Here is a 26,923-nt window from a genome sequence, read left to right on the forward strand (position 1 = left end):
TTAAAAATAAACAAATTATATTACTTTAATCTAGTAATGCTTAAATCTGGATTAAACTGAACAATAAATAATCCTTTATTTTCTGAAGTAGAAAAGGTTTTTTTGGAATAATCAAATTTACTTTCTACTCTGTAAGAAGCTCCTTTTTTAAACGTACTTTTTAAACTATTACCAGATGCTAAACGCATTAAAATATCATAGGTAATATCAAAACCTTTCGTTGCATAATATGAAGGCAAGGCTTTATTTTTATCAAAATACATTTGATTAAATCTTTGAGTTGCATAAGAAGTTTCATCAATATACGTATCGGTAACAAAAGTAAATCCAATTTTTGCTAATTTTCTATTATCAATTTTATCAAAAGTGGTTGCTTTATCTAAGGCAAATACTTTTACTGATGTTGAGTCTGGCAAACTAATTAAGCTATTAATAGCATCTGAAGCAACAACATTGTCTTTGGTAGCCAACACAACCCAATTATTTGTTGATGGTTTTAAAACCTCTAAAAAACGATCTTTTTTGATATATCCTTTTTTAGGTGAAATCTGATAAACTACATTTATAGAATCATGTTTTGTTAAGCTATTTTTCACCTTATACAAGTCGTAATTCGAATCTTCAGTATTATCACCTACAACAGTAATAGTTCCTTCTGTATAATTCTCTTTTATATAATCAACTAAAGCTGAAACATATTCTTTTCTTTCTGGTGCTGTCTTAATAATATCTGTAGATGAGAATTTAGACTGACTTTTTGAATAGACAGGAAAAATAACGGGTGTCTTAGAAATGTTATTGGCTAGAACTTTAGCTTCATCAGAATATAAAGGGCCAATAATAGCATCATTTTCTTCTAAATCATTTTCAGAAAGAATTCTTTTTATTTTAGAATTCTTTTTCCCTGTATCAAAAACATTTAGATAGACTAAAACTCCATGCTGTTTTAACGAATCAATTGCTAACTCTGCTCCCAAATAAAAATCTGAAACAATGTTTGCTAACCTATTATTTTTATATAATGTTTTAGAAGAAATACTATCGTATTCATTAGCTCTAAAAGGTAATAATAGTGCTAATTTTAAAGTTGCGTTATCTTGAACTGAATCTTTATAAATTAAATTTTCAACCTCTTCTCCTTCATTAATAGGTTTAATTTTTATGATTTGTCCAATTTTTAATCCATCAAATAAAAACGGATTCAAATTCATTAAATCTTCTTCTGTAACATTGTAAAATCTTTTTAAACCATAAATGGTTTCTTTTGGTTTTACTTTATGAACTACATATTGTTTTTTCAATAAATCTAGTTCAGAAACAGGATCTTTTACAGCAGCAATTATTGAATCCTTTTTTTCGGTAATTTTTTCTTCGGAAACAGCGGTGTTAAACTTTTTATTAGGAATTTTAATAACCGTATTTGCTTCTGGTCTTCTAGAAACGTCTGGATTTAACTTTAACAAATCTCTAGTCTTTATATCTAGATTTTTAGCTATCGTTCTAATAGTTTCTCCTTTTTTTACGGTGTATTCAACATATTTTTTTTGTTGGCCGCAAGAAACAGCAAACGTTAATACACAAAGAAAAACTAATACCTTAAGATGTTTCATATGTTCTATTCCCATTCAATTGTTGCTGGTGGTTTAGAGCTAATATCATAAACAACTCTGTTAACACCTTTTACTTTATTTATTATTTCGTTAGACGTTTTTTGCAAAAATTCATACGGTAAATTTACCCAATCTGCTGTCATTCCATCTGTACTTTCAACAGCTCTTAAAGCAACTACTTTTTCATAAGTTCTCTCATCTCCCATTACTCCAACAGAGTTAACAGGTAATAAAATTGCTCCAGCTTGCCATACTTTATTATATAGATTATGTTCTTTTAATCCATTGATAAAAACAGCATCAACTTCTTGCAAAATACGAACTTTTTCTGACGTAATATCTCCTAAAATTCTAATTGCCAAACCTGGGCCTGGAAAAGGGTGACGTCCTAACAACTCTTTATCTATTCCCATTGATGCTCCTACTCTACGTACTTCATCTTTAAAAATCATACGTAAAGGCTCAACAATTTTCAACTTCATAAAGTCTGGTAAACCTCCTACATTATGATGACTTTTTATCGTTGCAGATGGACCTCCATTTACAGAAACTGACTCAATTACATCAGGATAAATGGTTCCTTGTGCTAACCATTTAGCATTCTCAATTTGATTTGCTTCATCATCAAAAACATCAATAAAAACTTTACCAATTGCCTTACGTTTAGCTTCTGGATCACTTAATCCTGCAAGTTCATCCAAAAAACGTGCCGAAGCATCTACGCCTTTTACATTTAAGCCCATACCTTCGTATTGCTTTAATACATCAGTAAATTCGTTTTTACGTAACAACCCATTATTCACAAAAATACAGTGTAAATTAGTTCCGATTGCTTTATGTAATAAAACCGCAGCTACTGTAGAATCTACACCTCCAGACAATCCTAAAACAACTTTATCACTCCCAACTTTTGCTTTAATATTTGCAACTGTTTCATCTACAAAAGAATCTGGTGTCCAGGTTTGTGCAACTTCTGCTATATCAACTAAAAAATTTTGCAATAATTGTTTTCCATCTGTAGAATGATATACTTCTGGATGAAATTGAATTGCATACGTATTTTCTCCTTCTATTTTGTATGCAGCATTTTCTACATCATTTGTACTTGCCAATAAAGTTCCGCCAGTTGGTAAGTTTTTAATCGTATCTGAATGACTCATCCAAACTTGACTTCCTTTAGAAATATTTTTAAAGAAACTTTCTCCTTCTTTTACAAATGATAAATTTGCTCTACCATACTCTCTTGTATTAGATGGCGCAACTAATCCACCAGAGAAATGCGCTAAATATTGCGCTCCATAACAAACCGCCAACACAGGTTTTTTCCCTCTTATTTCTGATAAATCTGGATGTAACACATCTTCTGACCGAACAGAGTTTGGACTTCCCGAAAGAATTACTGCTTTAAATTCGTTTAAATTTTGTGGAATTTTATTGTAAGGATGGATCTCACAATAAATGTTTAATTCTCTTACTCGGCGCGCAATTAACTGTGTGTATTGCGATCCGAAATCTAAAATAAGTACGTTCTGTTGTTGCATGTGCAAAAATAGTACTTAGAATTCAAATTTTAAGTATTTGAATTTAGATTTTTTGAAGTTTTTTAATAACGATAAACAATCGCATTAATATTCATACCAGCTCCTACTGAGGCTAGGATAATTACATCATTTTTATTGAGTTCGTGATTTTCTAATTCACCATTAATTACTAAATCTAACAATGTTGGTACTGTAGCAACAGAGCTATTACCCAATTCGTGAATACTCATTGGCATTACATGTTCTGGAACTTGCTTTTTATATAGCCTGAAAAAACGCTTTATAATAGCTTCATCCATTTTTTCATTAGCTTGATGGATAAATACTTTTTTTACCTCATCTATACTAACGTCACTTTTATCTAAAGCCGATTGCATTGCTTTTGGAACGTTTGTAAGTGCAAATTCATACACTTTGCGTCCATGCATTTTTATATATTTATTGGTATCTTTTTTAGATGAATTATATGAGTCTCCATTAAAAAGATAAAAAGCTTCATCTTCTGCAAAAGTTTGAGTTGCGTGTTGTAAAATTCCACTTTTAACATTTTCTTTAGCTTCAATAATACAAGCCCCTGCTCCATCACTAAAAATCATAGAATCTCTATCAAATTCATCAACCACTCTAGACAATGTTTCTGCACCAATCACCAAACATTTATTAGCAATTCCTGCTTTTATAAATGCATTTGCTTGAATGACTCCTTCAATCCAACCTGGGCAACCAAATAACAAATCATACCCAACACAATTAGGATTTTTAATTTCTAATTTATTTTTTACTCTTGACGCCAAACTTGGTAATAAATCTCCATATGTAGAACCACTTTTAACATCTCCATAATTATGTGCAACAATAATATAATCTAATTCTTCTTTATCTATTCCAGCCTTTTTAATTGCTTTTTCTGATGCAAAAGCAGCTAAATCCGAAGTATTATACTTTCCCTCCGCATATCGTCTTGATGCTATACCAGTAATCAATTTAAATTTTTCAATAATCTCTTCATTAGAATTTGAAAACGCTGTACCATCTTCATTTAAAAATTCTGCATCTAAAAAATCAGTATTCTTTTTTTCTATTGATGGAATGTAAGATCCAGTACCAGATATTATTGATGAAATCATAAAATATACTATCGATTTATTTTTGCAAAATAATTAAGTTATCGTGTAAAAAAACTCGAAAAAAATATTTTTATGGAAAGTTCAAACGTAAAAATCATATTAAATTAGGCAGAGAAGCAATATATTATTTTTCATACACATTCAACTTAAGTTGCATTACTGTTGCTATTGACCGTACTCTATTTTTTAAAACCTCAACATTTTCTCCTAAAAAATGTTCATCTAGCGTTTTAAAGAAATACGAAACCCAAATTTTGAAATGCTCTTTTTTAAAAGGAATTTTACTTGCAAAATCAACATGTTTTTGCATTGTATTGTTTTTATATTTAGTTGAGTGTAATAATATATCTTCCCAAAAATCGGTAATGACTTCCAAATGATGTTTTAATTTTCCTTTCGCTACAATGTCTTTAAAAAAAGGTGACATATGCTCATCATCTAATAACTTTTGGTAAAAAGATTCAATGAGAATTACAATATCTTCTCTTGTAGTAATATCTGATTTCATTTAAAGAAAAGAGCTATCAAAAGAAAAAGGTAGTAAAGAAAGGATAGATTCTACTTTTACAACAGCACCTTTCTCTCCCATAAACAAAACCTCTATAGGTTCTTTTTGATTGATTTCATATTCAGACAATGTTTGCCTACACCCTCCACAAGGACCTACAGGTTTGTCTACAATCTTATTTGAAGAACTTGCAGAAATAGCTAATTTTTTAATCTTAACATTTGGATATTCTGAGCCTACTTTCCAAATAGCAATACGCTCTGCACACATACCAGAAGGATACGCTGCATTTTCTTGATTATTCCCAGTAACAATTTGATTGTTCTCTAAAATAAAAGCTGCTCCAACACTAAATTTAGAGTATGGAGCATATGCTTTTTGTTTTGCTGATATTGCGGCTTTCATTAAAGTTAAATCCGCTTCAGAAAGTTCTGAAATATCATTATATACTATAGCTGAAGCATTCACTTCAATTTTTTTCATAAAGAAGGTTCTTTAGAAAACTAAGATACTAATAATCTTCCCAAATTTCTCCTAAATCCATTGACAATCCGAATCTAAGTGAATTCTCTAATGGATTATTTATATCTGATGAATTAATTAAATAGGATAAATCTATATTTAATGCGTTGGTTTTAAATCCAGCACCTAAAGTAAAATACTTTCTATTACCTTTTAATTCACTTTCATTAAAGTATCCAGCTCTTAATGCAAAAGCATTGTTATATAAATATTCTGCACCTAATGCCCATGTAAATTCTTTAATCTCTTCACTAAATCCTCCTGGAGCATCTCCAAAAGAAGTAAAAATACCAGAAATCCATCCTTTATCTTGATCCGAACCATCTAATTGTGGAGATGGAACTAGAAGTTTTGTAAATTCTAAATTTGCACTTACAATATTATAATCGTCTAAAATAAAATCAAAACCTCCACCAAACTTTAAGTTTGTTGGTATAAAATCTTCTTCACCTGCAACATAAGATACTTTAGGTCCAATATTTGCAATATTAAATCCTACACGATAACGCCCGTTAAAAGTTCCGTAATTCTCTTCAGTTGATTGATAATATCCTGAAACATCAACTCCAAAAGAGTTAATTGCCTGTAGAGTTGGATTCTGAACGTTTAACTTTAAATTAGAACTTATATAACGTAAACTAACTCCCATAGAGAAAGTCTCACTTAATTTTAAAGCATATGTACCTGATAAAGTAAATTCATTTGGATTAATTGTTCCTGTAGGATTTCCAGCAGTATCTGTTAAATCTACTTGACCTAAAGAGAAATATCTAAAATCTGCTCCCCAAGCTGCATTTTCACTAAACCTATTAATATAAGATGCACTACCTATAAAAATATCATCGGTTAAATTACGCAACCATGGCGAATAATTTAAACCAACTCTAACTTGTCTTGTACTAAATGCAATTTTAGATGGATTATGAAATAATGAGTTTGCATCTGCAGAAGTAGAAACTCCAACATCTCCCATCCCTCCTGCTCTAGCATCGGGTACAATTAATAAAAACGGTGTTGCCGTTGTAATTCCGCTTCTAGTCTGTGCATTAATTTTTGTAATAAAAAGACTACATAACAGTAAACATATTCCTAATTTCTTCATTTTGTTTGTTTGTTTTGGTTGGCAAATATCTAACTTTTATTGAAGTATTACTAATTTTTCGTACTTCTCTGCTGATAGATTATTAATGGTTGATTTCACTTTTAATTTATAAATATATACTCCTTTTCCTATTCTATTACCAAAATCATCTAAACCATTCCAGGTGATTGACCTTGATAAATTCCCCGTTGTTGTAATGGTTTGATTAATTGTTTTAATCAATTTACCTGATACTGTAAATATTTGAACTTGAACTTCTAAAGGTTCGTTTGGTTTGTTATGATTAAACCAAAATTCTGTATAGTTTACAAACGGGTTTGGATAGTTTAAAACATTCTCTAAATTAAAGATCGCGTCGCTTACTACCACGAAGTTTAACGTAGCTTCTGATGAATTATTGTACGTGTCCCACGCTTTAATTTTCAAGGTATGATTACCTACTGATAAATCTCTTAGTTTATAAGTTACTTTCCCTTTTGTAAAGTCGTTTAATTCGGTTTCGTAAAAGTCATTTAGCACTATCGGATTAGAATCATCTCCATCTAACACGGCAACTATATCGTGATCTATTGCAGTAATTGAGGTATTTATTCCACTAATATCTGACAGCTTTACAATAATATTTGGCGACGCATTTACATTCCCTCCATCTATAAAGGATTCATCATTCATAAATAAATTGACTTCAGGACCAACTGAATCATCGGGTGCATTTTTATTGATTCCTCCTACAATAATATCAAAATTTGAGCCTGCTTTATCAATTTTTCCATTTTCTGCATAAAAACTTAACTTCCCATTTCCAAAAGCAACTTTTATATCTTTTGGCACAATAAAATCAAACTTAAATTTTCCATTCTGAACTGTAGATTTCCCTCTAAACATTTTACTGTCTTGGGTATCAAAAAGGTTTTTTATTCCAAATCCATCATTATCTAATGTTGATTTCTCTATAGGTTTGTCAAAAATTATAGTAGATAAAGTTCCGTTAAAATCTGTAAGCGTATTATTTGAGTTATTTGTTACGACTCCTTCAAAACTAACATTAGACAAGGCTTTAAGTGTATCTATTTTCTGAGTAATATCAACACCATTCATTTTGGTAATCTTTACATTTGGTTGTGGAATTGCCAATTTCATAGCTGGATCGCCAAAATAATAAATAAAGAATTTTTGAATTGAACCTGGAAACTCATTTTTTGCTTTTGCTAAAGACTCTGCTATTGTTAAATCTTCATCATTAAATTCTAATAAAATCTCTACTAAATCTTCATTAAAACTCTGTCCTGTAGAAATAAAAACTTCTCTTGTAGTTGTAATCATACTTACCGCACCACCATTTGGATTCCAAAAAGTTAATTCTCCAGCCGTTTCCCTATTTGGGTTATCAAACCTAGAAAATTCACAAGTTACAGTTACAAGTAATGGTAACGTTTTAGGATTGTTAAAAGATTGAATTTGTGTTTTCTCTAAAAATCGTTCTGATGCAAACCCATCTTCTCCTCCGTGACCAAAATAATCTAATAATAAAGTCCCTTTTTCGATTGCATTTGTAATTGCATTACTTACTTGTGGATATCGTTCTCCACCCGAAGAGTTTTCTTGCTTAAAGGCATCTGCATAGATTTTATTTACATTAAAAATTGGTTTTTTGCTTCTTACTGAGTCTGCAATTTTTTCTACACCGCTTTGTAATGAAATATCAGAATTTGCATCTATATCATCTGCTAAAAAAGTAACTGTATTTCGCCAGTCTCCAAATGAATCTAAATTATAATAACTCAATATTTTATCTACAACTTCTTTTGCTTGCTGCAAATCTGAAACTGGTATTCTTCCTGATGTAACATCTACAGTATCAGAACTTCGCATAATACCTTCATCATCTTCTAACATCACAAAATAGTCGTCTGTAACATAAGAAAACGCTAGATTAAAGCTATTAAATGCCTCATAGACAGGAATTATATTATTATTCTCTGTAATTCTATCTTTATAATCGTAGGAAGCATCACCAAAAAAACAAACGTATTTTAATTTCTTATCTGCAACTGTATTTGTTGAATATAGATGTTTAATAAAATCTCTTATCCCTGTAATATCTTTAGATCCTGAAGCGAATTCATTATATATTTCTTCCAGAATTACTACTTTGGAAGTTAAGTTTGAGTTTTCTTGATGATAATCTGCTAAACGCTGTGCTTGTTCTGAAAGTTCTGAACTAGTAATTACTAAATAATTTACATCTTGTAAACCGTGTAAATTTTGATTGGCTACTTTTCCGTCTTTTATTGCTTCTGGAACGTAAAAATCTGATTCATTTAAAACTATAAACTCTTTTAAAACTCCGTTATTAGATTTAAAAGTAAAGTTTCCTCCCGAGCTTTCATTATTGATTTTTGCTGGATTAATAGGATCAGTTACATCCCAAAGTTGAAAAATATTAGTAGCATTTTGAATACTATATTCCGCAATCCCTGTTAAAGTTGCTTGATTAAAATTTCTAAATGAAAATTGTTTATCATTAACTATTAATTGTTTTTCTCCTATTATCTCAATATAATCTAAATATGCTTTTGAGGAAGGATTTCCGGCATTATCATAGGTCATGACAACATCAATTTCGTTAGCTGAATTATTAAACGTAATTGATTTAAATGTTGTACCCGCTTTTGTTAATCCGCTTGGAGAAATTAAAGGCAATCCCATTTTAAAATTATTTTGATTATTCAAAGTAACATCAAAAAATGTAGTGCTAGTAGAAGCAGATACTACATTTACATTTACAGTAATAGCACTATTTTGTACTGAATTATTAAATGGTATTTTAAAATTTTGCTTATTTTCTACAGCAAAACTCTCACCAAACCATTGTGATCCTGCTGCAAATAAATTTACTTGTTCTTTTTCATAAAAAACAAAATCATTGAACGTTGTTAGTTGCTGTGTTGAAGTGTTGGTTAAAGGAGTTTTGTTTGTAACTCTTTTTCCATTACTAGCATCAACCTTAATAAAGTAATACCCTTTATCTGAATATATATTTTGCCTATGTTTTGCTGTTTTATTTACTGAATCTACTACCCAATCATGAGGGCCTTTTGCATAAAAAAGAATAAAATCGTTCGCATCAAAAGAACCATCACCTTCTCCTTCTATATATATAGCATTCTCTTTTAAATCATCATATCTAGGAGCACTATTTAAATTTGGCAATAAATTTCCACCATTTCCATAGATGTGAATTTTTCTGGGATCTATATTATTAACATCAACTCCTATTTGACCTAACAAGTTTTTGTCAATTTTAAATACTCCGGTAGTATCAATAGAAAACTTGAACCAAGTTCCTTCTGATAAAACAGATTTTGTTACTTGAGTGAATCCATAAAAACATTGGATTAAAAAGAAAAATAGTAGTGCGTTTTTTTTCATATATATTCACTCAAAGAACGTAAAATATCTGAACATATTTTAACGCATTCATAGAATTATTATACTAAAGCAAAAAAGCAATCGTTATAAGGTTTGATGTAACAAAAGAGATGTTTTTAATTTTATTTATTTTCATTTGTATGGAAAAAGATTTATTGTAAATTGCATCACTAGTAAAAAACCCTTAACAATTTTAAATAAGCAATGAAATACTTATTAAAATTAACTTTATTGATTACCGCTGGAGTTATATTAACTGGCTGTAACAGCGCCTCTAAAGGCAAATCTACATTAACAGGATGGAACTTTAATGATCCTAGATATGGTAACTATTTAAAAGGAAAAACTTTTGGAGGACAAGATGCTCCAGGCGGAATGGTTGCTATAGAGGGAGGTACTTTTACCATGGGACAAGTTCAAGATGATGTTATGTTTGACTGGAATACTACTCCGCAAACCATGCACGTTCGTTCTTTTTATATGGATGAATCTGAAGTTACAAACTCAGAATATTTATTATACCTACAGGTAACTAAAGATGTTTTTCCACCAAGTGAAGAAAAATACAAACATATTTATAATGCAGCTTTACCTGACACCTTGGTTTGGAGAAAAAGTTTAGGAAATACCGATTTATTATCCGAAAACTATTTAAGACATCCCGCATATGCGGATTACCCTGTAGTTGGTGTAAGTTATTTACAAGCAGTACAATATTGTAAATGGCGAACTAACGCTGTAAATATCAAAAGATTAATTGATAGAGGTGTTTTAAAAAATGTTTTAGCAGTTGATACAATTAGAAATTATTTCGATACCGATGTTTATTTAGAAAACCCAAAATTATTATTTAAAGGAGACTCCACAGTTTATAAAAGAGGCTTACCAGATAATAAAGTAAGACAACGAGGTCAACCAAAACCTCCAAAAGGCTCATTTACTGGAAGACAAGTTACTTCGGCTGATGGTATTCTTGCACAAAAATTTAGGCTTCCAACTGAAGCAGAATGGGAATATGCAGCAAAGTCAGTTATAGAAAATAGAGAGTACAATACCATAAGAGGTAGAAAAAAATATGCTTGGAATGGTAAATATACAAGAGACAAATCTAAACGATATAAAGGAGATCATTTAGCAAACTTTAAACAGAGTAAAGGTGATTATAGTGGATTAGCTGGATGGAGTACAGATGGTTCTGATATTCCTATAAAAGTAAAATCATACCCTCCAAATGCATTTGGTTTATATGATATGTCTGGAAATGTTTCTGAATGGGTTGCTGATGTTTATCGTCCTATTATAGATGCTGAAGCAAATGACTTCAATTACTTTAGAGGAAATATATTTACGAAAAAGTTAATTGGAGAAGATGGTAAAGTTGTTATTGTTGGAGATTCTAACAATGCTTTAGTAGAATACGATACATTACCTGACGGGAAAATTATTCCGAAAAACTTACCAGGAACAATAAAATATGTACCACAAACAAAAGACGAAACATACATGAGAAGAAACTATAGAGTTTCTGATAATGTAAACAAAAACGATGGAGATAGAAACTCTACAAGACATTTTGAAGAAGATGAGGATAGATTTGCTTCTAAAGCAAGAATGTATAATTCTCCTTTAAAACCAGAAAATGATATTGATGTAGATACTGGAAGAAAAATCAAGAAATATGATGAAGCAAAAAGGACAACACTAATAAGTAACCAAACAAGGGTTGTAAAAGGTGGTTCTTGGAATGATAGAGAATACTGGTTAGACCCTTCTCAAAGACGTTATTTACCAGAATATATGTCTGCTAACTATATTGGATTTAGATGTGTTTCTGATATTGTTGGCCCTTTAACTTTTAAGAAAAGAAAAGCAAGAAATCCTTCTAGAAATTAAAAAATAATTTAAAAATATCTTTAACCTCATTGTATCTTAATTCAATGAGGTTTTTTTATATTTAAAAAATGAAAATTGAAACACTCTATAAATTATATTCTCAACATTATTTAGTTGATACCGACACCCGAAAAATAAGAGAGAACACATTTTTCTTTGCTTTAAAAGGTGATAATTTTAATGGAAATAAATTTGCAGAAGAAGCATTAAAAAAAGGAGCATCATATAGTATTGTTGATGAAAAAGAATATAAAACTTCTGAAAATATTATTCTAGTTGATAATGTTTTAGAAGTATTACAGCAATTAGCTAACTTTCATAGAAAGTCTCTCAACATTCCTATTATTGGTCTAACGGGCAGTAACGGAAAAACTACTACCAAGGAATTAATAAATAGTGTTTTAAGTAAAAAACATCAAACAACAGCTACTTTAGGTAATTTAAACAATCATATCGGAGTACCCCTCACCTTACTTTCTATGACACCAAATACTGAAATTGGCATCGTAGAAATGGGCGCAAATCACTTAAAAGAAATTGAATTATTATCAAGTATTTGCGAACCTGATTACGGTTATATTACCAACTTTGGAAAAGCACATTTAGAAGGTTTCGGAAGTATAGAAGGCGTTATTAAAGGAAAATCTGAATTATATGACTTTCTAATAAATAATAATAAAACTGCTTTTATTAATCCTAATGATAAAATTCAAGTTGAAAAATCAAAGAAGTTAAAAACTATCCCATTCGAAAATTCGATTACCTATAAAGATGTGAATCCATTTGTAAAATTATCTTATAAAAACGATAAAATTCAAACTTCATTAATAGGGACATATAACTTTAATAATATAGCAGCAGCAATTACAATTGGTGAGTATTTTAAAGTTAAAGATATTGATATCATTTCTGCGATTGAAAATTACCAACCGAATAATAATCGTTCTCAAGTTATTCAGAAAAAATCCAACAAAATTATATTGGATGCATATAACGCTAACCCTACCAGTATGAAAGCTGCCTTAGAAAGTTTTAACAATCAAAAAGATAAAAACAAAACTGTTATTCTTGGTGATATGTTTGAATTAGGCATGGAAAGTAAAGAAGAACATCAAGAAATTGCAAATCTATGTAATGAATTAAACTTTAATACTGTTTTTTTAGTTGGAGATAATTTTTATCAGACGAAAACAACATCACTTAAGTTTGAAAAATTTAATGACCTTAATGAATATTTAAAATCAAAATCTTTTAAAAATAGTTCAATTTTAATTAAAGGATCAAGAGGAATGAGATTAGAAAAATTATTGGATATAATTGACTAATTAAGGTTTTTATGATATTCTAAAAGATTATCTATTGGCCTTTGGATAACATCAGTAATTACTAAGTTATTCTTTCTTGCAACTTTTTCTAAAATATCTCTAAAATAAAAAGCTATTGAACCAATAAAATAGATTGGTGTTTCTTTTCCTTTATTAAATGGAAGAACCTTATATTTAAAAAACTCTTGAAATCCTTTTTTAATTAGTCTTTTTGTATATTTCTCTTCTTTAAATTCAAACATGAATTTGGCAAAAGAGGCTAAATACATATTCGGATTTGGCTTTCGATAAAGATTCATTTTAATTTCATCTTCATCTAAATTAAACTGATTATTAAATTCCTTTGCTATTTGTTTAGGCATTTTATTATAGAAAAAATCACGTAACAATTGCTTTCCAAAATAATTCCCACTTGCTTCATCCATTACAGTATACCCTAATGATGCAACTAACATTTCTGTATCATTACCATTATAATAACAACTATTAGACCCTGTACCAAGTATAGCAACGATAGCAGGGTTGTTTCCTGAAGAAGCGTATACAGCGGCAAGTAAATCTTCAGCAATATTTATAGTTGCATTACTAAAGATAGATGACATTACGTCTCGTAAAATCTCTATTGGTTTTTGAGTTCCACAACCTGCGCCATAAAAATGAATTTCTTTTACCTCATCTTTTATATTGATGAGTTGAAACATATTTACAATTCTATTGTTTAATTCTTCTTTTGCAACAACAGCAGGATTCAAACCTAATGTTCTTGTTCTAAATACTTCATTTTTGTTTTCATCTAAAGCAATCCAATCTGCTTTTGTAGAACCTCCATCTGCAATTAAAACCATAAATATCTATTTAAAAATCAAATATAGAATAAGGGTTTCTTATATACAAAGGTTTATAAAACTTCAATCGTTTTCGAAAGAAAAAAATAAAAAAAATCATGAATAAATAATCTATAGAACTATTCTATATATTATTAATGAGATTAGCAACTCTTTTTATTTCATTTAATTTTAAATTAGAAGAAGAAGGAAGGCATAGTACTTTTTTATAAAAATCGTATGACTCATTTTCACCTATATAATTAAATGAAGTTAAATATGGCTGTCTATTAAGTGGAAACCATACCCTTCTTAAGAAAATATTATGTTTATTAGCAAAATCAATAATTTCAATAAGATCTTTTTCTTCATCTAACTTAAAGCAATTTAACCAATGATTCAATTTAACATCACTATTTACTGGTTGAAAAAGTTTTAGAAATTTACTATAATTATTATTTACCTTAATTTTATTTTTTAATTCTATTTCTAAGTTATCAAGTTGATTCCAACCAACATAAGCTGCTAAATCATTCATTCTATAGTTATAAGCTAGCTTATCGTGAATATAATCATATTCAGACATTTTAGAATGAGTAGATAATTGTTTAATTAAACTTCTTTCTTTTTTATTAGAAACAATTAAAGCCCCTCCACCAAAAGTAGTGTTTAATTTATTTGAATTAAATGATAAAATTCCATAATCCGCAATTGTCCCACAATATTTACCTTTATATTTAGAGCCTAAAGATTCAGCAGAATCTTCAATTAACTTCAATCCGTACTTATTTTTAATACGTATCAACTCGTCCATATCACATGGAACACCATAAGAATGAGTAACAATAATAGCTTTGGGTTTCTTACCACTTTTTATTGTTTCTATAATAGCTTCTTCTAGATATTCAGTATTAATATTACCTGTTTCAAAATTAATATCAACAAAATAAGGTTCTGCTTTTAAATATAAAATTGGATTTACAGTGGCAATAAAAGTTGAATTAGTACAAAATACTACATCTCCATCTTCTACCTCGGAAAGTATTAATGATAAGTGAATTGCTGCAGTTCCTGAAGATAAACTACAAACTGTTTTATTTGTTTTTAGAATCCTTTTTAATTTATTTTCAAACTTTAATTGATGATATTTTGGATCTTTTTTTTTGCTTTCATAAAAAGAAAAAAAATCAAGTTCATCTATAAAAGGTAGATTAGGTTCTAACAGATGAATTTGCTTACTATTATTCAATAAAGTAATGTATTAAAAATGGAAATTAAAAAAACAAAAAACGAATACTTTTTAACTTTTTATTAAAATGGATTTTATTTTGATTATAAACCCCTTTTTTATTTTTAGAAATGAAAAAATTAGAGAGTTCAAAAAGAAAATTTCTGAATCTGACTTTTGTCTTTTTATTTGAATAATTCTTATTTAATATAAAAAAGAATAATATTAAAAATGCAATAATTAAAAATAAAGTACCAAAAGATAAAACTAACCCAACGTATTTTATAGAATAATACATTAAAAAAACAATGAATAAGTTTATAAATCCAATTAGAACCGAAGCTTTAGCATGTGTCAATCCTGAATCAATCAAAATATGATGTATATGATTTCTATCAGGTGAAAATATAGATTTCTTTTTGACAAATCTTATAAACATTACTCTAGATATATCAAAAGTAGGAATTATAAGTACTGCTAAAATTAATAATGGTATCTCTGTCCTAGAGATTGCAATTGCATTATAGGTACCAACTCCTAAAGATAATAATTTCATGGTTAAAAAACCCAAAACTAATCCAACAACTAAAGAACCTGTATCTCCCATAAATATTTTTTTCTTATTAGAGAAATTAAATCGTAAAAAAGCAAATAACATACTTACTAATGCAACACATATAGATAAATAGATTTAATTTAAAAAAAAGAAAACCAAAGCAACTAGCGATGATTATTCCAACTATTGATGCCATTCCATCAATACCGTCAATTAAATTATAAGCATTGATTAATCCTATTAGAAGAAAGACACTTAAACTAACAGAAAGTATAGGATTAATTTCTTGAATCCCTAAAAACCCATGAAATGTATCTATTCTAAATTCAGGTTGAATCATTAGCAGAAAAACTGCAATTATTTGCCCCAAAAATTTTTTTCTGGGAGTCAAACTTCGAAAATCATCCTTAAGTCCTATAAAAAACATAATTGTTAAAGCAACAATTATAGATACTGTAATTTTTTGGTTGTCATATTTTTGAAAAAAGAAAAGAGTAAAAATTAAAGAAACAAAGAATGAAATCCCTCCGAAAGAAGGTACTATTTTTGAGTGAGAACTTCTAAAGTCAGGTGAATCATACAAACCAAATTTTAAACTATTCTCTCTTATTCTGGGTAAAATAAACAGGGTTAATAAGAAAACACCTATAAATAAATAAATAAATAAATACTCTATTGTTAGTAAATACTCTTTCATTCTTTTTCTATTTTAAAAAATCATAACTGAGCAAATATATAAAAAAGATTGAAACTAATAATTATATAGAATAAATTTAAAAAGAAAAAGACCACCATTAATAGTCATTTAAAAATTTATTTTTTCTTTAAAAAAATATTAATCAGACAATATAAAAAGGTTTTAGTAATATATAATTTTATCTAATCTTTAGATAAGGCTACTTTTTTAATTATTGCTTTTAAAGCTATTAAATTAATTTTCTTTTCTGCTTTTAAATCAAAATTTGAAGTTAAATAACCTATTCCATTATGTTCTCCATTTTTTATAGCTACAAAAGATATAAATGATTTAAAATTATTTAATTTAAATTTTGAATCTTTTGAATAAATAGAATCTTTTTCTAAGATATCATTTGGATAAATTAATTCGACAAATAAACTCTTGCCTCTGTTATCAACTTCAAATAATTTGATATCATCTTTAGAAGCATAAAAGCTATTCAATAAATTCTCAGCATTTGCTGCATCGATTTCATTATCAAATTTAATTAGAAAATCTCTTGACATTCTTGGTAAGATCTCTTTAAACCTTTTAACACCTATGTTTTTAGCAAATTTTTCATGCTCTTTAAGGCGCCAATAAAATGTTAAATGTTCATGTGGTTGCTGATGAAGGCCTGTTGCTACTAATAATTTAACGTTATTTAAATTCAATAATTTTCCAATTTGAATATCATATTCTGAAAGGATATGAATTAATGGGTCATAACCTTCTTGACAATACCAATCGGGGTTTTTAATATCTCCATTATATGCTTTTGAGTTAAATAAATAATGGTGCTGTATATGTGCTCCTGAATTTAAAAATAAATTTGAAAAATCAGGTTTATATTTTTTCCATAATGTCAAGTGTACATCTGCTAATAAACTATCAAGTATTAAAGCCTTAAATCCAGGTTTCTTTACATTTAAAATTTTTTTTACATAATGAGACCATCTAGACATAGGAACGTATAAAAATAATCCAAGACCTAAAGATATAATTGATTTAAAGTTTAATTTTGATTTAGCATTATCGTTAACAGATTGATGAACTGCAAGGTATAATGCTTTTACAATCCAATTTCCTGAAGGTTTTGTTATAGTCCATGGGTCCGGAACAAAAAATGCAGGGTTTCTTAATCTATTATCCGCATTAAAAGGTGACACGGCTCCGATTAAAAGACCTTCGTTCTCTAACTCTTCAAATATTTGTACCAATTCAGGGCGGTCAACAATATCACCTAGACGAAAAATTTTGTGCTCTTCATAAGTTTTTCCAGTATGAACGGATGCCCATTGAATCCAAGGCTCAAGAAATTTATAGTGATTTTCAGAAGTTGTTTCAATCGGGGTTTGAATGTCAAAAACCTTCTTAAAATTTGGTAAAAGACCTTGATCAATATAGAACTTTATATAATCAAAATTAAGTTCATTGAGGCCTAAAAGTATTGTTTTATTTTTCATAATAAATTATATTATATCCTTACTCAGGCATTATATATAGTTCTCTAAGATTTAATCTTAATCAATAAATCAAAAAGAACCCATTATAATTATTTTCTGTATAAATTATACATTAACATTAATATTTTTTTTGGCAATAAATTGAATTGAATAAATCTAATAATATTATTCCTTAAAAGAATTAAAAAATTAATATAATTATCATTATACATCACTGAATAAACTCTAAACCATGATTTATATAGTTTTAATCCTTTCCTTTTATTAAAAAAATCTTTCCCCAATTTAACATCAACTAATACCTCATCAATATTAGCAGATTTTAATCCATGTTTGACTAGTAACTTATACCATGTTGGATAATCTTCTAGTCTGTAATAATTAATTTCATATGGATTACTTGGTAAAAAATTAAATTTAAAGGCAACTGAGACATGATTAAATGGACAAGAGAATTTTAACTGATTGAGAATAGATGTAGAATCTAAAGGAACTTCTCTTATGTTAGACATATCGCCTATTGATTCATTAAATTCACTAATATAAGATCCTACAACACCAATATTTGGGTTTTTATAAAAAAAATCAATAATTTTTTCTACTCTATTACTTCTTGAGATGTCATCACTATCCATTCTTATAACGATATCTTCTTTTACATATTTAAAGCCCTTATTTAAAGCTGCACCTAATCCAACATTATTGGTACATTTAACTATTTCAATATTTATTATACTTTTAATATTGTTACAATAATTAGATATACTTTCTTTAACAGCACCATCAAACACTATTATTATTCTGTTAGCTAAAACAGTTTGATTAATACAAGAATCTATTGCTTTTTTAAAATCTTCCAGATTATCATTAATATAAACTGAAATTAAAAAACAGGTTTTAAGTTTGTTTGACATAATTTTTTTTTAGTCCTTTTTTTTTAAAAATTAATGTTTACTAATTAAGTGTTGCTTCTAATAATATAAATATTTTTCATGATTTAATATTATTATTATTATTATTATTATTATTATTATTATTATTATTAGGTTCTAAATAAGGAGTTCTTATGTTATTAATTATAATCCCTAAACATAAAGAAATTAGCAAATTAGATGGATATCTGATTGTATTATAATGTAATCCTGAAAACAAGAAAGTAATCATAATTATAAAAACAACAATACTTTCTTTTTTGTGATGAAAACTATTAGATGTTATATAATATCTATTTATTAATTTGACAAAGAATACTATCATTAAAAAAGTACACACTAAACCTATCCTCATTAAGTTATTAATTAAACCAAATTCTGAAAATCGAATATTAGGGTTGTCTGCTACACCAAATAAAACATAAAGTATATTATTTATATCTAAATAATATAAAAATACTTTATTAACAAAATCATCTATAAAATGAGATTGGCTATTTCCAAAATCTTGAACTAAAAGAGAATAAAATATTCCAATTAAAGTCCCAATTATAACTATAACTGATAATATGGATTTATTTTTATTCTTGATAGGATTAAGGTATCTGTTAAATTTTAGAATTAAAATTATTCCAAAAATTAATGAAAATAAAGCAGTTCTAGACCCAGATATATAAATTCCACTAAGAGAAAATATAAAATATAAAATATTAATCTTCTTATCTTTTATTATTATTAAAAAATAAATAGCCAAAAAAGCGAAAACACTTCCACTTGCTTGTGGCATAGCCAAAATACCCCATGGTCTAATTCGCGGACCCAAAAACAAATAATTAGTTACACTTGAATGAAAACTAGTTTGATTAACAGAATTCCAATAATTAGAAAAATCAAAAAAATTAATATTTAAAAAATTAGTTGAATAAAACTCAATACTTGTTAACGTTAAAGAAATTACCAAAAATAAACTAAAAATATTATTTAAGCGTTTTTTTATAAACTCACCATTTACCCCAACATAATAAACAATAAAAAATGGTAAAACAAGATCTGAGAAAAATTGTGCTTGAGATAAAAAACCAAAAATTAGTGAATTTAATATCCCAACTATAGTAATTAAATAAATAGAGTATAAAAATTCTTTAAATAAACTCGAAATAAACCTTTTACTTATTATATCTTTTAAAATTAATAATATAATTATTAACATTATTATATAAGGGATAAAATTTAATGAATTCAAACCTGGTATAATTCTTAAATACCTAAATCCTGCTCCAAAAATAATTAAAAAATATATTAAAAAATTGATAACTTTATTAATACTAATCAAAATAAATTATTTTTTTTATTGTACAACATGACGATTCTTTAAATATATTTGATTTAATTTCTTTACAACATTAAATTTTAATTTTTAATTAAAATAATTAATGATAGAGTTGAGAAATTTAATGAATAAAGTTCTGCTTTTGTTTTAAAAAAAACAATACCCAGTGCCAAAAATAATTAAAATATCAATCAAAATAAATAACCTTTGAAAATAAAAAAAATGAGTTATCTAAATTTGATTAACAACTTAAGATCATTAATTAATACCCTCTGTGTTAAGTTTAATATTTTAGAAATTTAAAGATTTTTTTTCTAAATATGAAAAAGTATTTTTGAGTTAAAGTTAAATTTAATTTATTTTTTTCAATGACTTCTATAAACCTTGAAACAAATTCAATTCTACCTTTGTAAGAATTAGCATTTGAATGAATTCTATATTTTACAAGTTCTTTATTAATAAAACTAAAATTTCCTTTTAAAAAAGATAACCTCAAATTGAATTCAAAATCTTCAGTACCTATTAATTCAACATTTTCAGAAAACAAGATATTTTGTTTTTTAATTAAAACAGATGAAAATATGATATAATTCATATAAGAAAGACTAAATTTTGGGTTTTTAAATTTTGAAATAATTAAATATTTGATTTTTTTACTTAAACTAGTCTTTAGTTTTGATGACTTGTCATTAATTAATGAAAAATTTGTTGATACTAAAATAGTGTCTGGTTTCTTTAATATTTGTGCAACTTGTAATTTAACTTTTTCCTTATCCCAGATATCATCATCATCACAAAAAGCAATATATTCTCCTTTTGCTTTTTTTATAGCATAATTTCTATTTACAGCTATTACCCCTTCATTTTGATTTTGGTAAAATCTAATTCTGTCATCATTAAATGATTTCATGTACTCAATAAAATCATAGTTAGAATAATTATCAATAACTATTAACTCAAAATCGACAAAAGTTTGATCTAATATTGAATCTATTGTTTCTTTAAGTAATTCTTTTCTATTATACGTAGTTAAAACAACTGAAACAAATGGTGTTTTTTCTTTATTTGGCATTTTTCTCTATATAGGTAAATAATTCATTAATTCCTTCTTCAATAGTTATTGATATCTCAAACCCTATATTATTAAGCTTTTTATTATTAATAGTATAGTATTTAAGTCCCTTACTGTTTCTAGTATTTTCGGGAAGAATTATTGGAATATCTGACCCATATCTCTTTTTATATACTTCCTTTACTTTTTCAGCTAAATTAAAAATTGTTATCGTTTGTCCAGATGAAAGGTGAAAGGTATTATCGTTGCAAATCGAAATACTAATAATTGCATTAATTGCTTGAAATATATCATTATAATGAACAAAATCACGTAATGCACTTCCATCTGATTGTAAAACTATTTTTTTATCCACATATGCGCTCTTACATAAATCGTTTACAACCAGCCACCAGCAACTGTTATCTTTGAAGTAAGGGCTTCCATAACTATTTGTCATTCTAATGTTTACACATTGTATTTCTGATGAATTATTAAACATATTACAAATACTCTCAGACATAAAGTGAGTTAACCCATATGGAGTATTAGGTGAAGGAGCATAAGATTCATCAACAGAGCCCTCTGGTAAATCCCCATACACGTGAACTGTAGAAAAATAAATAAATTTCTTTAAGGTTTTTTTTACTTTAAATGATTCAAGTAAATTCCAAACAGGTAATACATTTATGGAATTAACATAACTAGGAGATTTTTTAGAATCATTATGATCTAATGATACAAGATGAATTGCAATATCATATTCAATATTTGTAATATCACTTACTTGTGATTCAGATGTAATATCGGCAATTAGTACTTTTGCCATTTTTGAATTCCAATCAGCATCATCAGGTTTATTTCGATGGCATAAAGCAGTTATTTCATTACCATCTTTAGCTAATAAATATGACAGCCTGCCTCCAACATAACCTGAAGCTCCAATTATTAGTATCTTCATTCTGTTATTTTACCAATTATAATCATACTTATTAATTTTTTCCCTAACTACTTCGTTTGGATCATGTTCAAGATTTGAAATATTCATCAAAAGATTAGTCTTTTCACTTATTCCTTCAAATGCCATCCAAATATTAGGAGGAACAGTTAAACGACAATAATTATTAATAGATAAATTAATATCCATAAATTTTCCGTTTGTGGCACTACCTTCTCTATCATCATATAAAACAAATCTAATTTCCCCAATAGGAACGATTATATTTAAAGTCATCTTTATATGCTTTTTCCATGGTTTAATTACCCCAAAATAAATTGTAGAAAAATAAGCTTCTTCAAACCCATTATAACCATCATCCGATTTTTTAATACCATGAAACACATCTCCCATTGGTTGAGAAATTATATCTAAAGGTGTTAATTTAACACCTGAAATTAACTTTAATTTGTCCATACTATATCTTTTGACAAAGCAATTCCTTCATATTCTTTTATCTGAGCTAATGTAAAATCCAACATATTAATATTAGAGTTATAATAATTATAATACCATGTACTAGTAAATTCAATAAGTTTATCATAATCTAAACTAGGGAGCCATTTTATATAAAATAGAGCCTTATCACAATTTAACTTAAGCAGGCCTGCCTCGTGAAAATCAGAAGTAACAGACGAAAGATATGACGGTTCTTGACTCAAATCCCAATACTTACTTAAATCATCTAGAAGATTTTTGACTGATTTAGAATACTCCGCATCTGGTCCAAAGTTAAAACTTTCACCATTAAACTCAATATTCCTATCTAATTCCATTGCAATATGCAAGTAACCACTTAAAGGTTCTAGCACGTGTTGCCATGGTCGAGTCGCCTTAGGGCTTCTTATCTCCACACTATCACCATCAACCCACGCTTTCATACAATCTGGTACAATTCGATAATCAGCCCAATCACCACCACCAATGACATTTCCAGCTCTTACTGTTACTACCCTCACTTTTGATTTCTCACTATCCTTAAAGTAAGAATGATAATAGGATTTAAAAATTATCTCAGCAGCCCCTTTAGAGCCACTATAAATATCTTTCCCACCAACTGCATCTGTCTCTTTATAACCCCAAACCCATTCAACATTATCATAGCATTTATCACTTGTAATTATTACAGCAGTACATTTATTGTTTAAGACTCTTAAGGCCTCTAAAACATTGGTTGTTCCCATAACGTTTGATAAAATTGTATCAACAGGCTCCTTATATGAAGTAACAACTATTGGTTGAGCAGCCATGTGAAACAAAAAATCTGGTTTTACTTTATCAATAATAGTCTTAACAGCTTTCAAATCAGTTACATCTTCAGTAAAATGTGTGATTTTATCTTCAAGACATAAAACTTCATACATTGAGGGGCTTGTTGGAATATCCTTTGATAGCCCATAAACATCCGCACCTAGTCCAAGTAACCAGGCACTTAACCATGAGCCTTTAAAACCTGTATTTCCAGTAATCAAGACTTTTTTATTATTAAATGAATTTTTAAACATTATTTCCAATTTATCCAGGGAGCTTTTCCCGTTTCTACTAATTTATTTAAAAAATTTCTTTCTCTTACATTATCCATGCACTGCCAAAAATCATGGTGCTTAAATGCTTTCAACCCTTTATTATTAACTATTTCCTGCAAAGGTCCAAATTCAAAATCACAATCTTCATCTTCAGATAAATAATCCATTACTTCAGCATTCAGTATGAAGAAACCACCATTAATGAATCCAGTATGCATCTGTGACTTTTCATCAAATACATCAACATCATCACTGTTCAAAATCATTTCACCAAAACGAGAAGGAGGCCTCACTGCAGTTACTGTTGCCAGTTTACCATGATTCTTATGAAATTCAACTAAGCTTTTAAGGTCAACATTACTAAGTCCATCTCCATATGTCAAATGAAAGTTATCCGTTTTAAGATGCTTTTGAATTCGTTTTATTCTTGCACCTTTTAAGGTATCTAAGCCTGTATCAATAAACGTAATTTCCCAATCACTTTCTTTTCCAGAATTATGAAAGACAGCTGGACTATCTGGTTTTAAATTAATTGTAAAGTCACTATTAGTAACTTTATAATTATAAAAATATTCCTTTATATATTCTGATTTATAACCTAGTGCTAAAATAAATCTATTAAACCCAAAAGAACTATAATATTTCATGATATGCCATAAAATTGGTTTACCGCCTATTTCTACCATAGGTTTCGGTTTTAACATTGTTTCTTCACTTAATCGAGTGCCTTTACCCCCGCATAATATTACTACATCCATTTTATCAGTAATTTTAAATATTTAATAATTCTTTTACTCCTTTTTTGGTTACCTGATCAAAAAAAATATTTTTGACTTTTGCACCTAATTCATTAATAATTTGTTTTTCCACATCATCTAAATTAATGAAATAATCTATTTCTATAGCTAACTCTTCTGCTGTATAAACTATTCGCCACAATCTTTTATCAATGATTTTTGGTATAGGGTTTTGGGTTATTGAAGTTTTTGATCCGACGATAATTGCAGGAACACCGTAAGCTAATGCTTCAACTATAGAAGAAGAAGTATTGCTAATAAATAAAAATGAATCCAATACATTATCTCTAAATTCTCCCTTTGCCCAAGAATAATTTATTTTCCAAATATCTTTGACTCTTACTTTTAGTCTTTCAATTGAAATTGTTGGGTGTGGTCTTATTATAATATTGTACTTAGTGAATTTTTTACACTTACCAACTTCATCTAATGTTCTTATAATATTTATACTATCTTCAAAACCAATCGGAAGAGCTACTAAAATAGATTTTTTATTTTTTAAAAATCCTATTGGTTTATTAATATCCATAAATCTAAATCCTGGGCCAACAGAAACTTTAATTCCGCTACAAAAACTTCTAACTTGATCAACTAAACCATTCCCTATTACAATTATTTCATCTGGAATTACTTTATTATCTACTTCGAGTTGTGTTGGCATTAAGTATAAGTTATAATCGGTTGAAATTATAAATGCCCTATACCCTTTTACTCTTATTTTTGGGAAAAAATCATGGACTCCTTTTATTAATCCTTTGTCTATAGGTTGATTTTCATTCCAATCAATAACTAAATTTAATTTAATTTTGTTTTGTTTGAGACGTTTAATAAAGAAGTAATTCAACAAAGCTTCAAAAGATGATCTATTAAATTTTTCGCTTTTAATATTCTTCTTAACATAGTTTGTGATATTAATATTTTTGAAATAAAATACTGAATTGCTGCTAACTCTATGCTTGAATAGTAAAATAAAAGCTTTGAAATAATCAACCAACTTTAAAAAATCGTGTTTAAAAACTATATTTTCATTAGTATTAGAATAAATTTTCTTTAAATCTTTTCTAGAATAATTCGCAATAATATGAGGAAGAAAGAAAATATTTCTCTTTAAATCTTTATCTAGATAAGTAAACAATCCATTATAATACCTATCTACATAGATTTTATCGTTTATACTATTTTGAAGCATAAATGTATCTATAAGTATGATAGATTTTGAAGATTGTAACTTTATTTTTCTTGATTTGTCTTTTGATAGTGTTTCATTAATTGTGATAAATAAAATCTGTGCTATCTTTCTAATAACCTTAAGAATAGGGCCAGAAAAATATTCAACATTTTTTATCTTATCTAATTGTATCTTAAAATCAAGATCGGATTGACTCAATATTTTATAAAATTCTATGTCATTTGTTATGACTTTTTTGATACCATTACTCTCACTTAGATATCGCCTTACCATTTCCAATTTAATACAAATATCAAAAAAAGGAGATTGGTATGGGTGTCTGCTAACAGCAATACTCACGAGATCTGCAATATTACTAGGAGTAGATGTCAAAATCCTCTCTGTTAACTTATTAAAATCATAGTGTATTTCAGACGGAATACTATTGAAAACTTTAAGTTGACTAGCAGACATATTATTAAAATCTAGCATGATAATTGTATTTCGTTCATACAAATCGACATTACTATATTATGACCTTCTTGAGTAAAATGTACAGCGTCATATGATATATCACTCTCATCTTCTTTAGCTAAATAACGGTTGACATCTATATAATTAATGTTTATACTTTTAGATTGAATCTTTCGCAAAAATTCGTTAGATTGCTTCAGTTGTTCATAGAATTCAATTGGTCTTTTTCTATCAATTTTAATATATTTAGAAAACTCAAAAGTACCAATAAGGTGTATTTTCTCAAAACTTTCAGTTAAAATTTCTACAATATCACAGATTACAGAATCATAGTTGACAGAATATAGAGTGGTTACTTTTCCTGAATTTAATAAATAATTACATAAAGGAATTTCTATTAATTTATTTTTGAATGGATTTTGATGAAAAATATCATCTATAAATTCTTTTTTTTTCGGTGTTGTATCTACAAACCCAATATTCGTAATTAAATTCTTAAACTTTAAATCATTATTGTTTAAAAAATTTATTAAAGAAAAAAAGATAGTCATTTCTTTAGGTCTAGTAATTAATAAAAAAGAAATTTTATTAATTTTTAATCTATCGATGAATTGATCAGTCCAGGTAAAATAGTTCTCTTCCCCACTCCCCTTGGAATCTGTAAAAATCAAATACTCAAATTCCTTTTCTAAAAATTTGTCATCATAAGAAACTATTCTAAATTCATTGTTTAATTGTGCTTTTCCTACACCAAAAAAAAGACCATAATCATCAATCATTTTAACGTTTTAACTTT

At 27.8% G+C, this 26,923-nt stretch carries 22 protein-coding genes and 1 pseudogene; 2 read left to right on the plus strand and 21 right to left on the minus strand.

What is annotated here, in order from left to right; genetic code table 11:
* Nucleotides 1-20: 20 nt before the first annotated feature.
* The 7 genes from OD91_RS03595 to porU all read right to left on the minus strand — a co-directional run bounded on the left by OD91_RS03595 (nt 21) and on the right by porU (nt 9,842).
* Entirely contained in the window at nt 21-1,625 is a 1,605-nt protein-coding gene (locus OD91_RS03595; protein WP_144895031.1) for a LysM peptidoglycan-binding domain-containing protein, read from the minus strand.
* Nucleotides 1,616-3,151 (minus strand): glutamine-hydrolyzing GMP synthase, encoded by a 1,536-nt coding sequence (gene guaA, locus OD91_RS03600; protein ID WP_144895032.1) that lies wholly within the window; start codon nt 3,149-3,151, stop codon nt 1,616-1,618. The genes OD91_RS03595 and guaA overlap by 10 nt, the downstream gene beginning before the upstream one ends.
* A gap of 62 nt (nt 3,152-3,213) precedes the next feature.
* A complete protein-coding gene (locus OD91_RS03605) occupies nt 3,214-4,278 on the minus strand; it encodes a 3-oxoacyl-ACP synthase III family protein (protein WP_144895033.1) in 1,065 nt (354 codons plus the stop codon).
* A 124-nt stretch (nt 4,279-4,402) separates the two neighbouring features.
* Nucleotides 4,403-4,786 carry a group III truncated hemoglobin gene (locus OD91_RS03610; RefSeq protein ID WP_144895034.1) on the minus strand — a complete coding sequence of 128 codons (384 nt, stop codon included), beginning with the start codon at nt 4,784-4,786 and terminating at the stop codon, nt 4,403-4,405.
* On the minus strand, nt 4,787-5,269 hold the full coding sequence (cdd, locus tag OD91_RS03615) for a cytidine deaminase (RefSeq protein WP_144895035.1): 483 nt from the start codon (nt 5,267-5,269) through the stop codon (nt 4,787-4,789).
* 28 nt (nt 5,270-5,297) lie between these two features.
* Entirely contained in the window at nt 5,298-6,410 is a 1,113-nt protein-coding gene (porV, locus tag OD91_RS03620) for a type IX secretion system outer membrane channel protein PorV (RefSeq protein ID WP_144895036.1), read from the minus strand.
* A 36-nt stretch (nt 6,411-6,446) separates the two neighbouring features.
* Nucleotides 6,447-9,842 (minus strand): type IX secretion system sortase PorU, encoded by a 3,396-nt coding sequence (gene porU, locus OD91_RS03625; RefSeq protein WP_144895037.1) that lies wholly within the window; start codon nt 9,840-9,842, stop codon nt 6,447-6,449.
* A 204-nt stretch (nt 9,843-10,046) separates the two neighbouring features.
* On the opposite strand from porU, the gene gldJ reads away from it, so the two are divergent.
* Nucleotides 10,047-11,735 carry a gliding motility lipoprotein GldJ gene (gldJ, locus tag OD91_RS03630; protein ID WP_144895038.1) on the plus strand — a complete coding sequence of 563 codons (1,689 nt, stop codon included), beginning with the start codon at nt 10,047-10,049 and terminating at the stop codon, nt 11,733-11,735.
* 68 nt (nt 11,736-11,803) lie between these two features.
* Nucleotides 11,804-13,060: a UDP-N-acetylmuramoyl-tripeptide--D-alanyl-D-alanine ligase gene (murF, locus tag OD91_RS03635; RefSeq protein WP_144895039.1), complete on the plus strand. Its 1,257-nt coding sequence runs from the start codon at nt 11,804-11,806 to the stop codon at nt 13,058-13,060.
* Here murF and OD91_RS03640 read toward each other — a convergent pair.
* The 14 genes and pseudogenes from OD91_RS03640 to OD91_RS03705 form a co-directional block, all read right to left on the minus strand.
* Nucleotides 13,057-13,905 (minus strand): N-acetylglucosamine kinase, encoded by an 849-nt coding sequence (locus tag OD91_RS03640; protein WP_144895040.1) that lies wholly within the window; start codon nt 13,903-13,905, stop codon nt 13,057-13,059. The genes murF and OD91_RS03640 overlap by 4 nt on opposite strands.
* Before the next feature lie 124 nt (nt 13,906-14,029).
* A complete protein-coding gene (locus OD91_RS03645; RefSeq protein WP_186434389.1) occupies nt 14,030-15,133 on the minus strand; it encodes a DegT/DnrJ/EryC1/StrS aminotransferase family protein in 1,104 nt (367 codons plus the stop codon).
* 25 nt (nt 15,134-15,158) lie between these two features.
* The gene (locus OD91_RS03650) at nt 15,159-15,719 is read right to left on the minus strand and encodes a hypothetical protein (RefSeq protein ID WP_255513160.1); all 561 of its coding nucleotides are present in this window, start codon (nt 15,717-15,719) and stop codon (nt 15,159-15,161) included.
* 3 nt (nt 15,720-15,722) lie between these two features.
* A pseudogene (locus OD91_RS03655) lies at nt 15,723-16,365 on the minus strand (glycosyltransferase family 4 protein); the annotation flags it as partial.
* A 182-nt stretch (nt 16,366-16,547) separates the two neighbouring features.
* The gene (locus OD91_RS03660) at nt 16,548-17,852 is read right to left on the minus strand and encodes a hypothetical protein (protein ID WP_144895044.1); all 1,305 of its coding nucleotides are present in this window, start codon (nt 17,850-17,852) and stop codon (nt 16,548-16,550) included.
* A gap of 89 nt (nt 17,853-17,941) precedes the next feature.
* Complete coding sequence (locus tag OD91_RS03665; RefSeq protein WP_144895045.1) at nt 17,942-18,766, minus strand: glycosyltransferase; 825 nt, start codon at nt 18,764-18,766, stop codon at nt 17,942-17,944.
* A gap of 76 nt (nt 18,767-18,842) precedes the next feature.
* Nucleotides 18,843-19,994, minus strand: a complete 1,152-nt coding sequence (locus OD91_RS03670) for a hypothetical protein (RefSeq protein WP_144895046.1) — start codon at nt 19,992-19,994, stop codon at nt 18,843-18,845.
* Between the two features lie 403 nt (nt 19,995-20,397).
* Nucleotides 20,398-21,186: a glycosyltransferase gene (locus tag OD91_RS03675; protein WP_144895047.1), complete on the minus strand. Its 789-nt coding sequence runs from the start codon at nt 21,184-21,186 to the stop codon at nt 20,398-20,400.
* Entirely contained in the window at nt 21,176-22,126 is a 951-nt protein-coding gene (locus tag OD91_RS03680; protein WP_144895048.1) for an NAD(P)-dependent oxidoreductase, read from the minus strand. Before OD91_RS03680 ends, OD91_RS03675 begins: the two co-directional genes overlap by 11 nt.
* 9 nt (nt 22,127-22,135) lie before the next feature.
* Nucleotides 22,136-22,579 (minus strand): dTDP-4-dehydrorhamnose 3,5-epimerase family protein, encoded by a 444-nt coding sequence (locus OD91_RS03685; RefSeq protein ID WP_144895049.1) that lies wholly within the window; start codon nt 22,577-22,579, stop codon nt 22,136-22,138.
* Nucleotides 22,567-23,667: a CDP-glucose 4,6-dehydratase gene (gene rfbG, locus OD91_RS03690; RefSeq protein WP_144895050.1), complete on the minus strand. Its 1,101-nt coding sequence runs from the start codon at nt 23,665-23,667 to the stop codon at nt 22,567-22,569. Before rfbG ends, OD91_RS03685 begins: the two co-directional genes overlap by 13 nt.
* Nucleotides 23,667-24,446, minus strand: coding sequence for a glucose-1-phosphate cytidylyltransferase (gene rfbF, locus OD91_RS03695; protein ID WP_144895051.1), 780 nt, complete (start codon nt 24,444-24,446; stop codon nt 23,667-23,669). The genes rfbG and rfbF overlap by 1 nt, the downstream gene beginning before the upstream one ends.
* A 13-nt stretch (nt 24,447-24,459) precedes the next feature.
* Nucleotides 24,460-26,145: a hypothetical protein gene (locus OD91_RS03700; protein ID WP_144895052.1), complete on the minus strand. Its 1,686-nt coding sequence runs from the start codon at nt 26,143-26,145 to the stop codon at nt 24,460-24,462.
* Nucleotides 26,139-26,906, minus strand: coding sequence for an SGNH/GDSL hydrolase family protein (locus OD91_RS03705; protein WP_144895053.1), 768 nt, complete (start codon nt 26,904-26,906; stop codon nt 26,139-26,141). The genes OD91_RS03700 and OD91_RS03705 overlap by 7 nt, the downstream gene beginning before the upstream one ends.
* Between the last annotated feature and the right edge of the window lie 17 nt (nt 26,907-26,923).

It is taken from the genome of Lutibacter sp. Hel_I_33_5, from assembly GCF_007827455.1.
Classification (GTDB): Bacteria; Bacteroidota; Bacteroidia; order Flavobacteriales; family Flavobacteriaceae; genus Polaribacter.

Coding starts and splice junctions, on each gene's coding strand:
- OD91_RS03595 (WP_144895031.1), bottom strand. CDS start 1,625: ATGGGAATAGAACATATGAAACATCTTAAGGTATTAGTTTTTCTTTGT.
- guaA (WP_144895032.1), bottom strand. CDS start 3,151: ATGCAACAACAGAACGTACTTATTTTAGATTTCGGATCGCAATACACA.
- OD91_RS03605 (WP_144895033.1), bottom strand. CDS start 4,278: ATGATTTCATCAATAATATCTGGTACTGGATCTTACATTCCATCAATA.
- OD91_RS03610 (WP_144895034.1), bottom strand. CDS start 4,786: ATGAAATCAGATATTACTACAAGAGAAGATATTGTAATTCTCATTGAA.
- cdd (WP_144895035.1), bottom strand. CDS start 5,269: ATGAAAAAAATTGAAGTGAATGCTTCAGCTATAGTATATAATGATATT.
- porV (WP_144895036.1), bottom strand. CDS start 6,410: ATGAAGAAATTAGGAATATGTTTACTGTTATGTAGTCTTTTTATTACA.
- porU (WP_144895037.1), bottom strand. CDS start 9,842: ATGAAAAAAAACGCACTACTATTTTTCTTTTTAATCCAATGTTTTTAT.
- gldJ (WP_144895038.1), top strand. CDS start 10,047: ATGAAATACTTATTAAAATTAACTTTATTGATTACCGCTGGAGTTATA.
- murF (WP_144895039.1), top strand. CDS start 11,804: ATGAAAATTGAAACACTCTATAAATTATATTCTCAACATTATTTAGTT.
- OD91_RS03640 (WP_144895040.1), bottom strand. CDS start 13,905: ATGGTTTTAATTGCAGATGGAGGTTCTACAAAAGCAGATTGGATTGCT.
- OD91_RS03650 (WP_255513160.1), bottom strand. CDS start 15,719: ATGGGAGATACAGGTTCTTTAGTTGTTGGATTAGTTTTGGGTTTTTTA.
- OD91_RS03660 (WP_144895044.1), bottom strand. CDS start 17,852: ATGAAAAATAAAACAATACTTTTAGGCCTCAATGAACTTAATTTTGAT.
- OD91_RS03665 (WP_144895045.1), bottom strand. CDS start 18,766: ATGTCAAACAAACTTAAAACCTGTTTTTTAATTTCAGTTTATATTAAT.
- OD91_RS03670 (WP_144895046.1), bottom strand. CDS start 19,994: ATGTTAATAATTATATTATTAATTTTAAAAGATATAATAAGTAAAAGG.
- OD91_RS03675 (WP_144895047.1), bottom strand. CDS start 21,186: ATGCCAAATAAAGAAAAAACACCATTTGTTTCAGTTGTTTTAACTACG.
- OD91_RS03680 (WP_144895048.1), bottom strand. CDS start 22,126: ATGAAGATACTAATAATTGGAGCTTCAGGTTATGTTGGAGGCAGGCTG.
- OD91_RS03685 (WP_144895049.1), bottom strand. CDS start 22,579: ATGGACAAATTAAAGTTAATTTCAGGTGTTAAATTAACACCTTTAGAT.
- rfbG (WP_144895050.1), bottom strand. CDS start 23,667: ATGTTTAAAAATTCATTTAATAATAAAAAAGTCTTGATTACTGGAAAT.
- rfbF (WP_144895051.1), bottom strand. CDS start 24,446: ATGGATGTAGTAATATTATGCGGGGGTAAAGGCACTCGATTAAGTGAA.
- OD91_RS03700 (WP_144895052.1), bottom strand. CDS start 26,145: ATGCTAGATTTTAATAATATGTCTGCTAGTCAACTTAAAGTTTTCAAT.
- OD91_RS03705 (WP_144895053.1), bottom strand. CDS start 26,906: ATGATTGATGATTATGGTCTTTTTTTTGGTGTAGGAAAAGCACAATTA.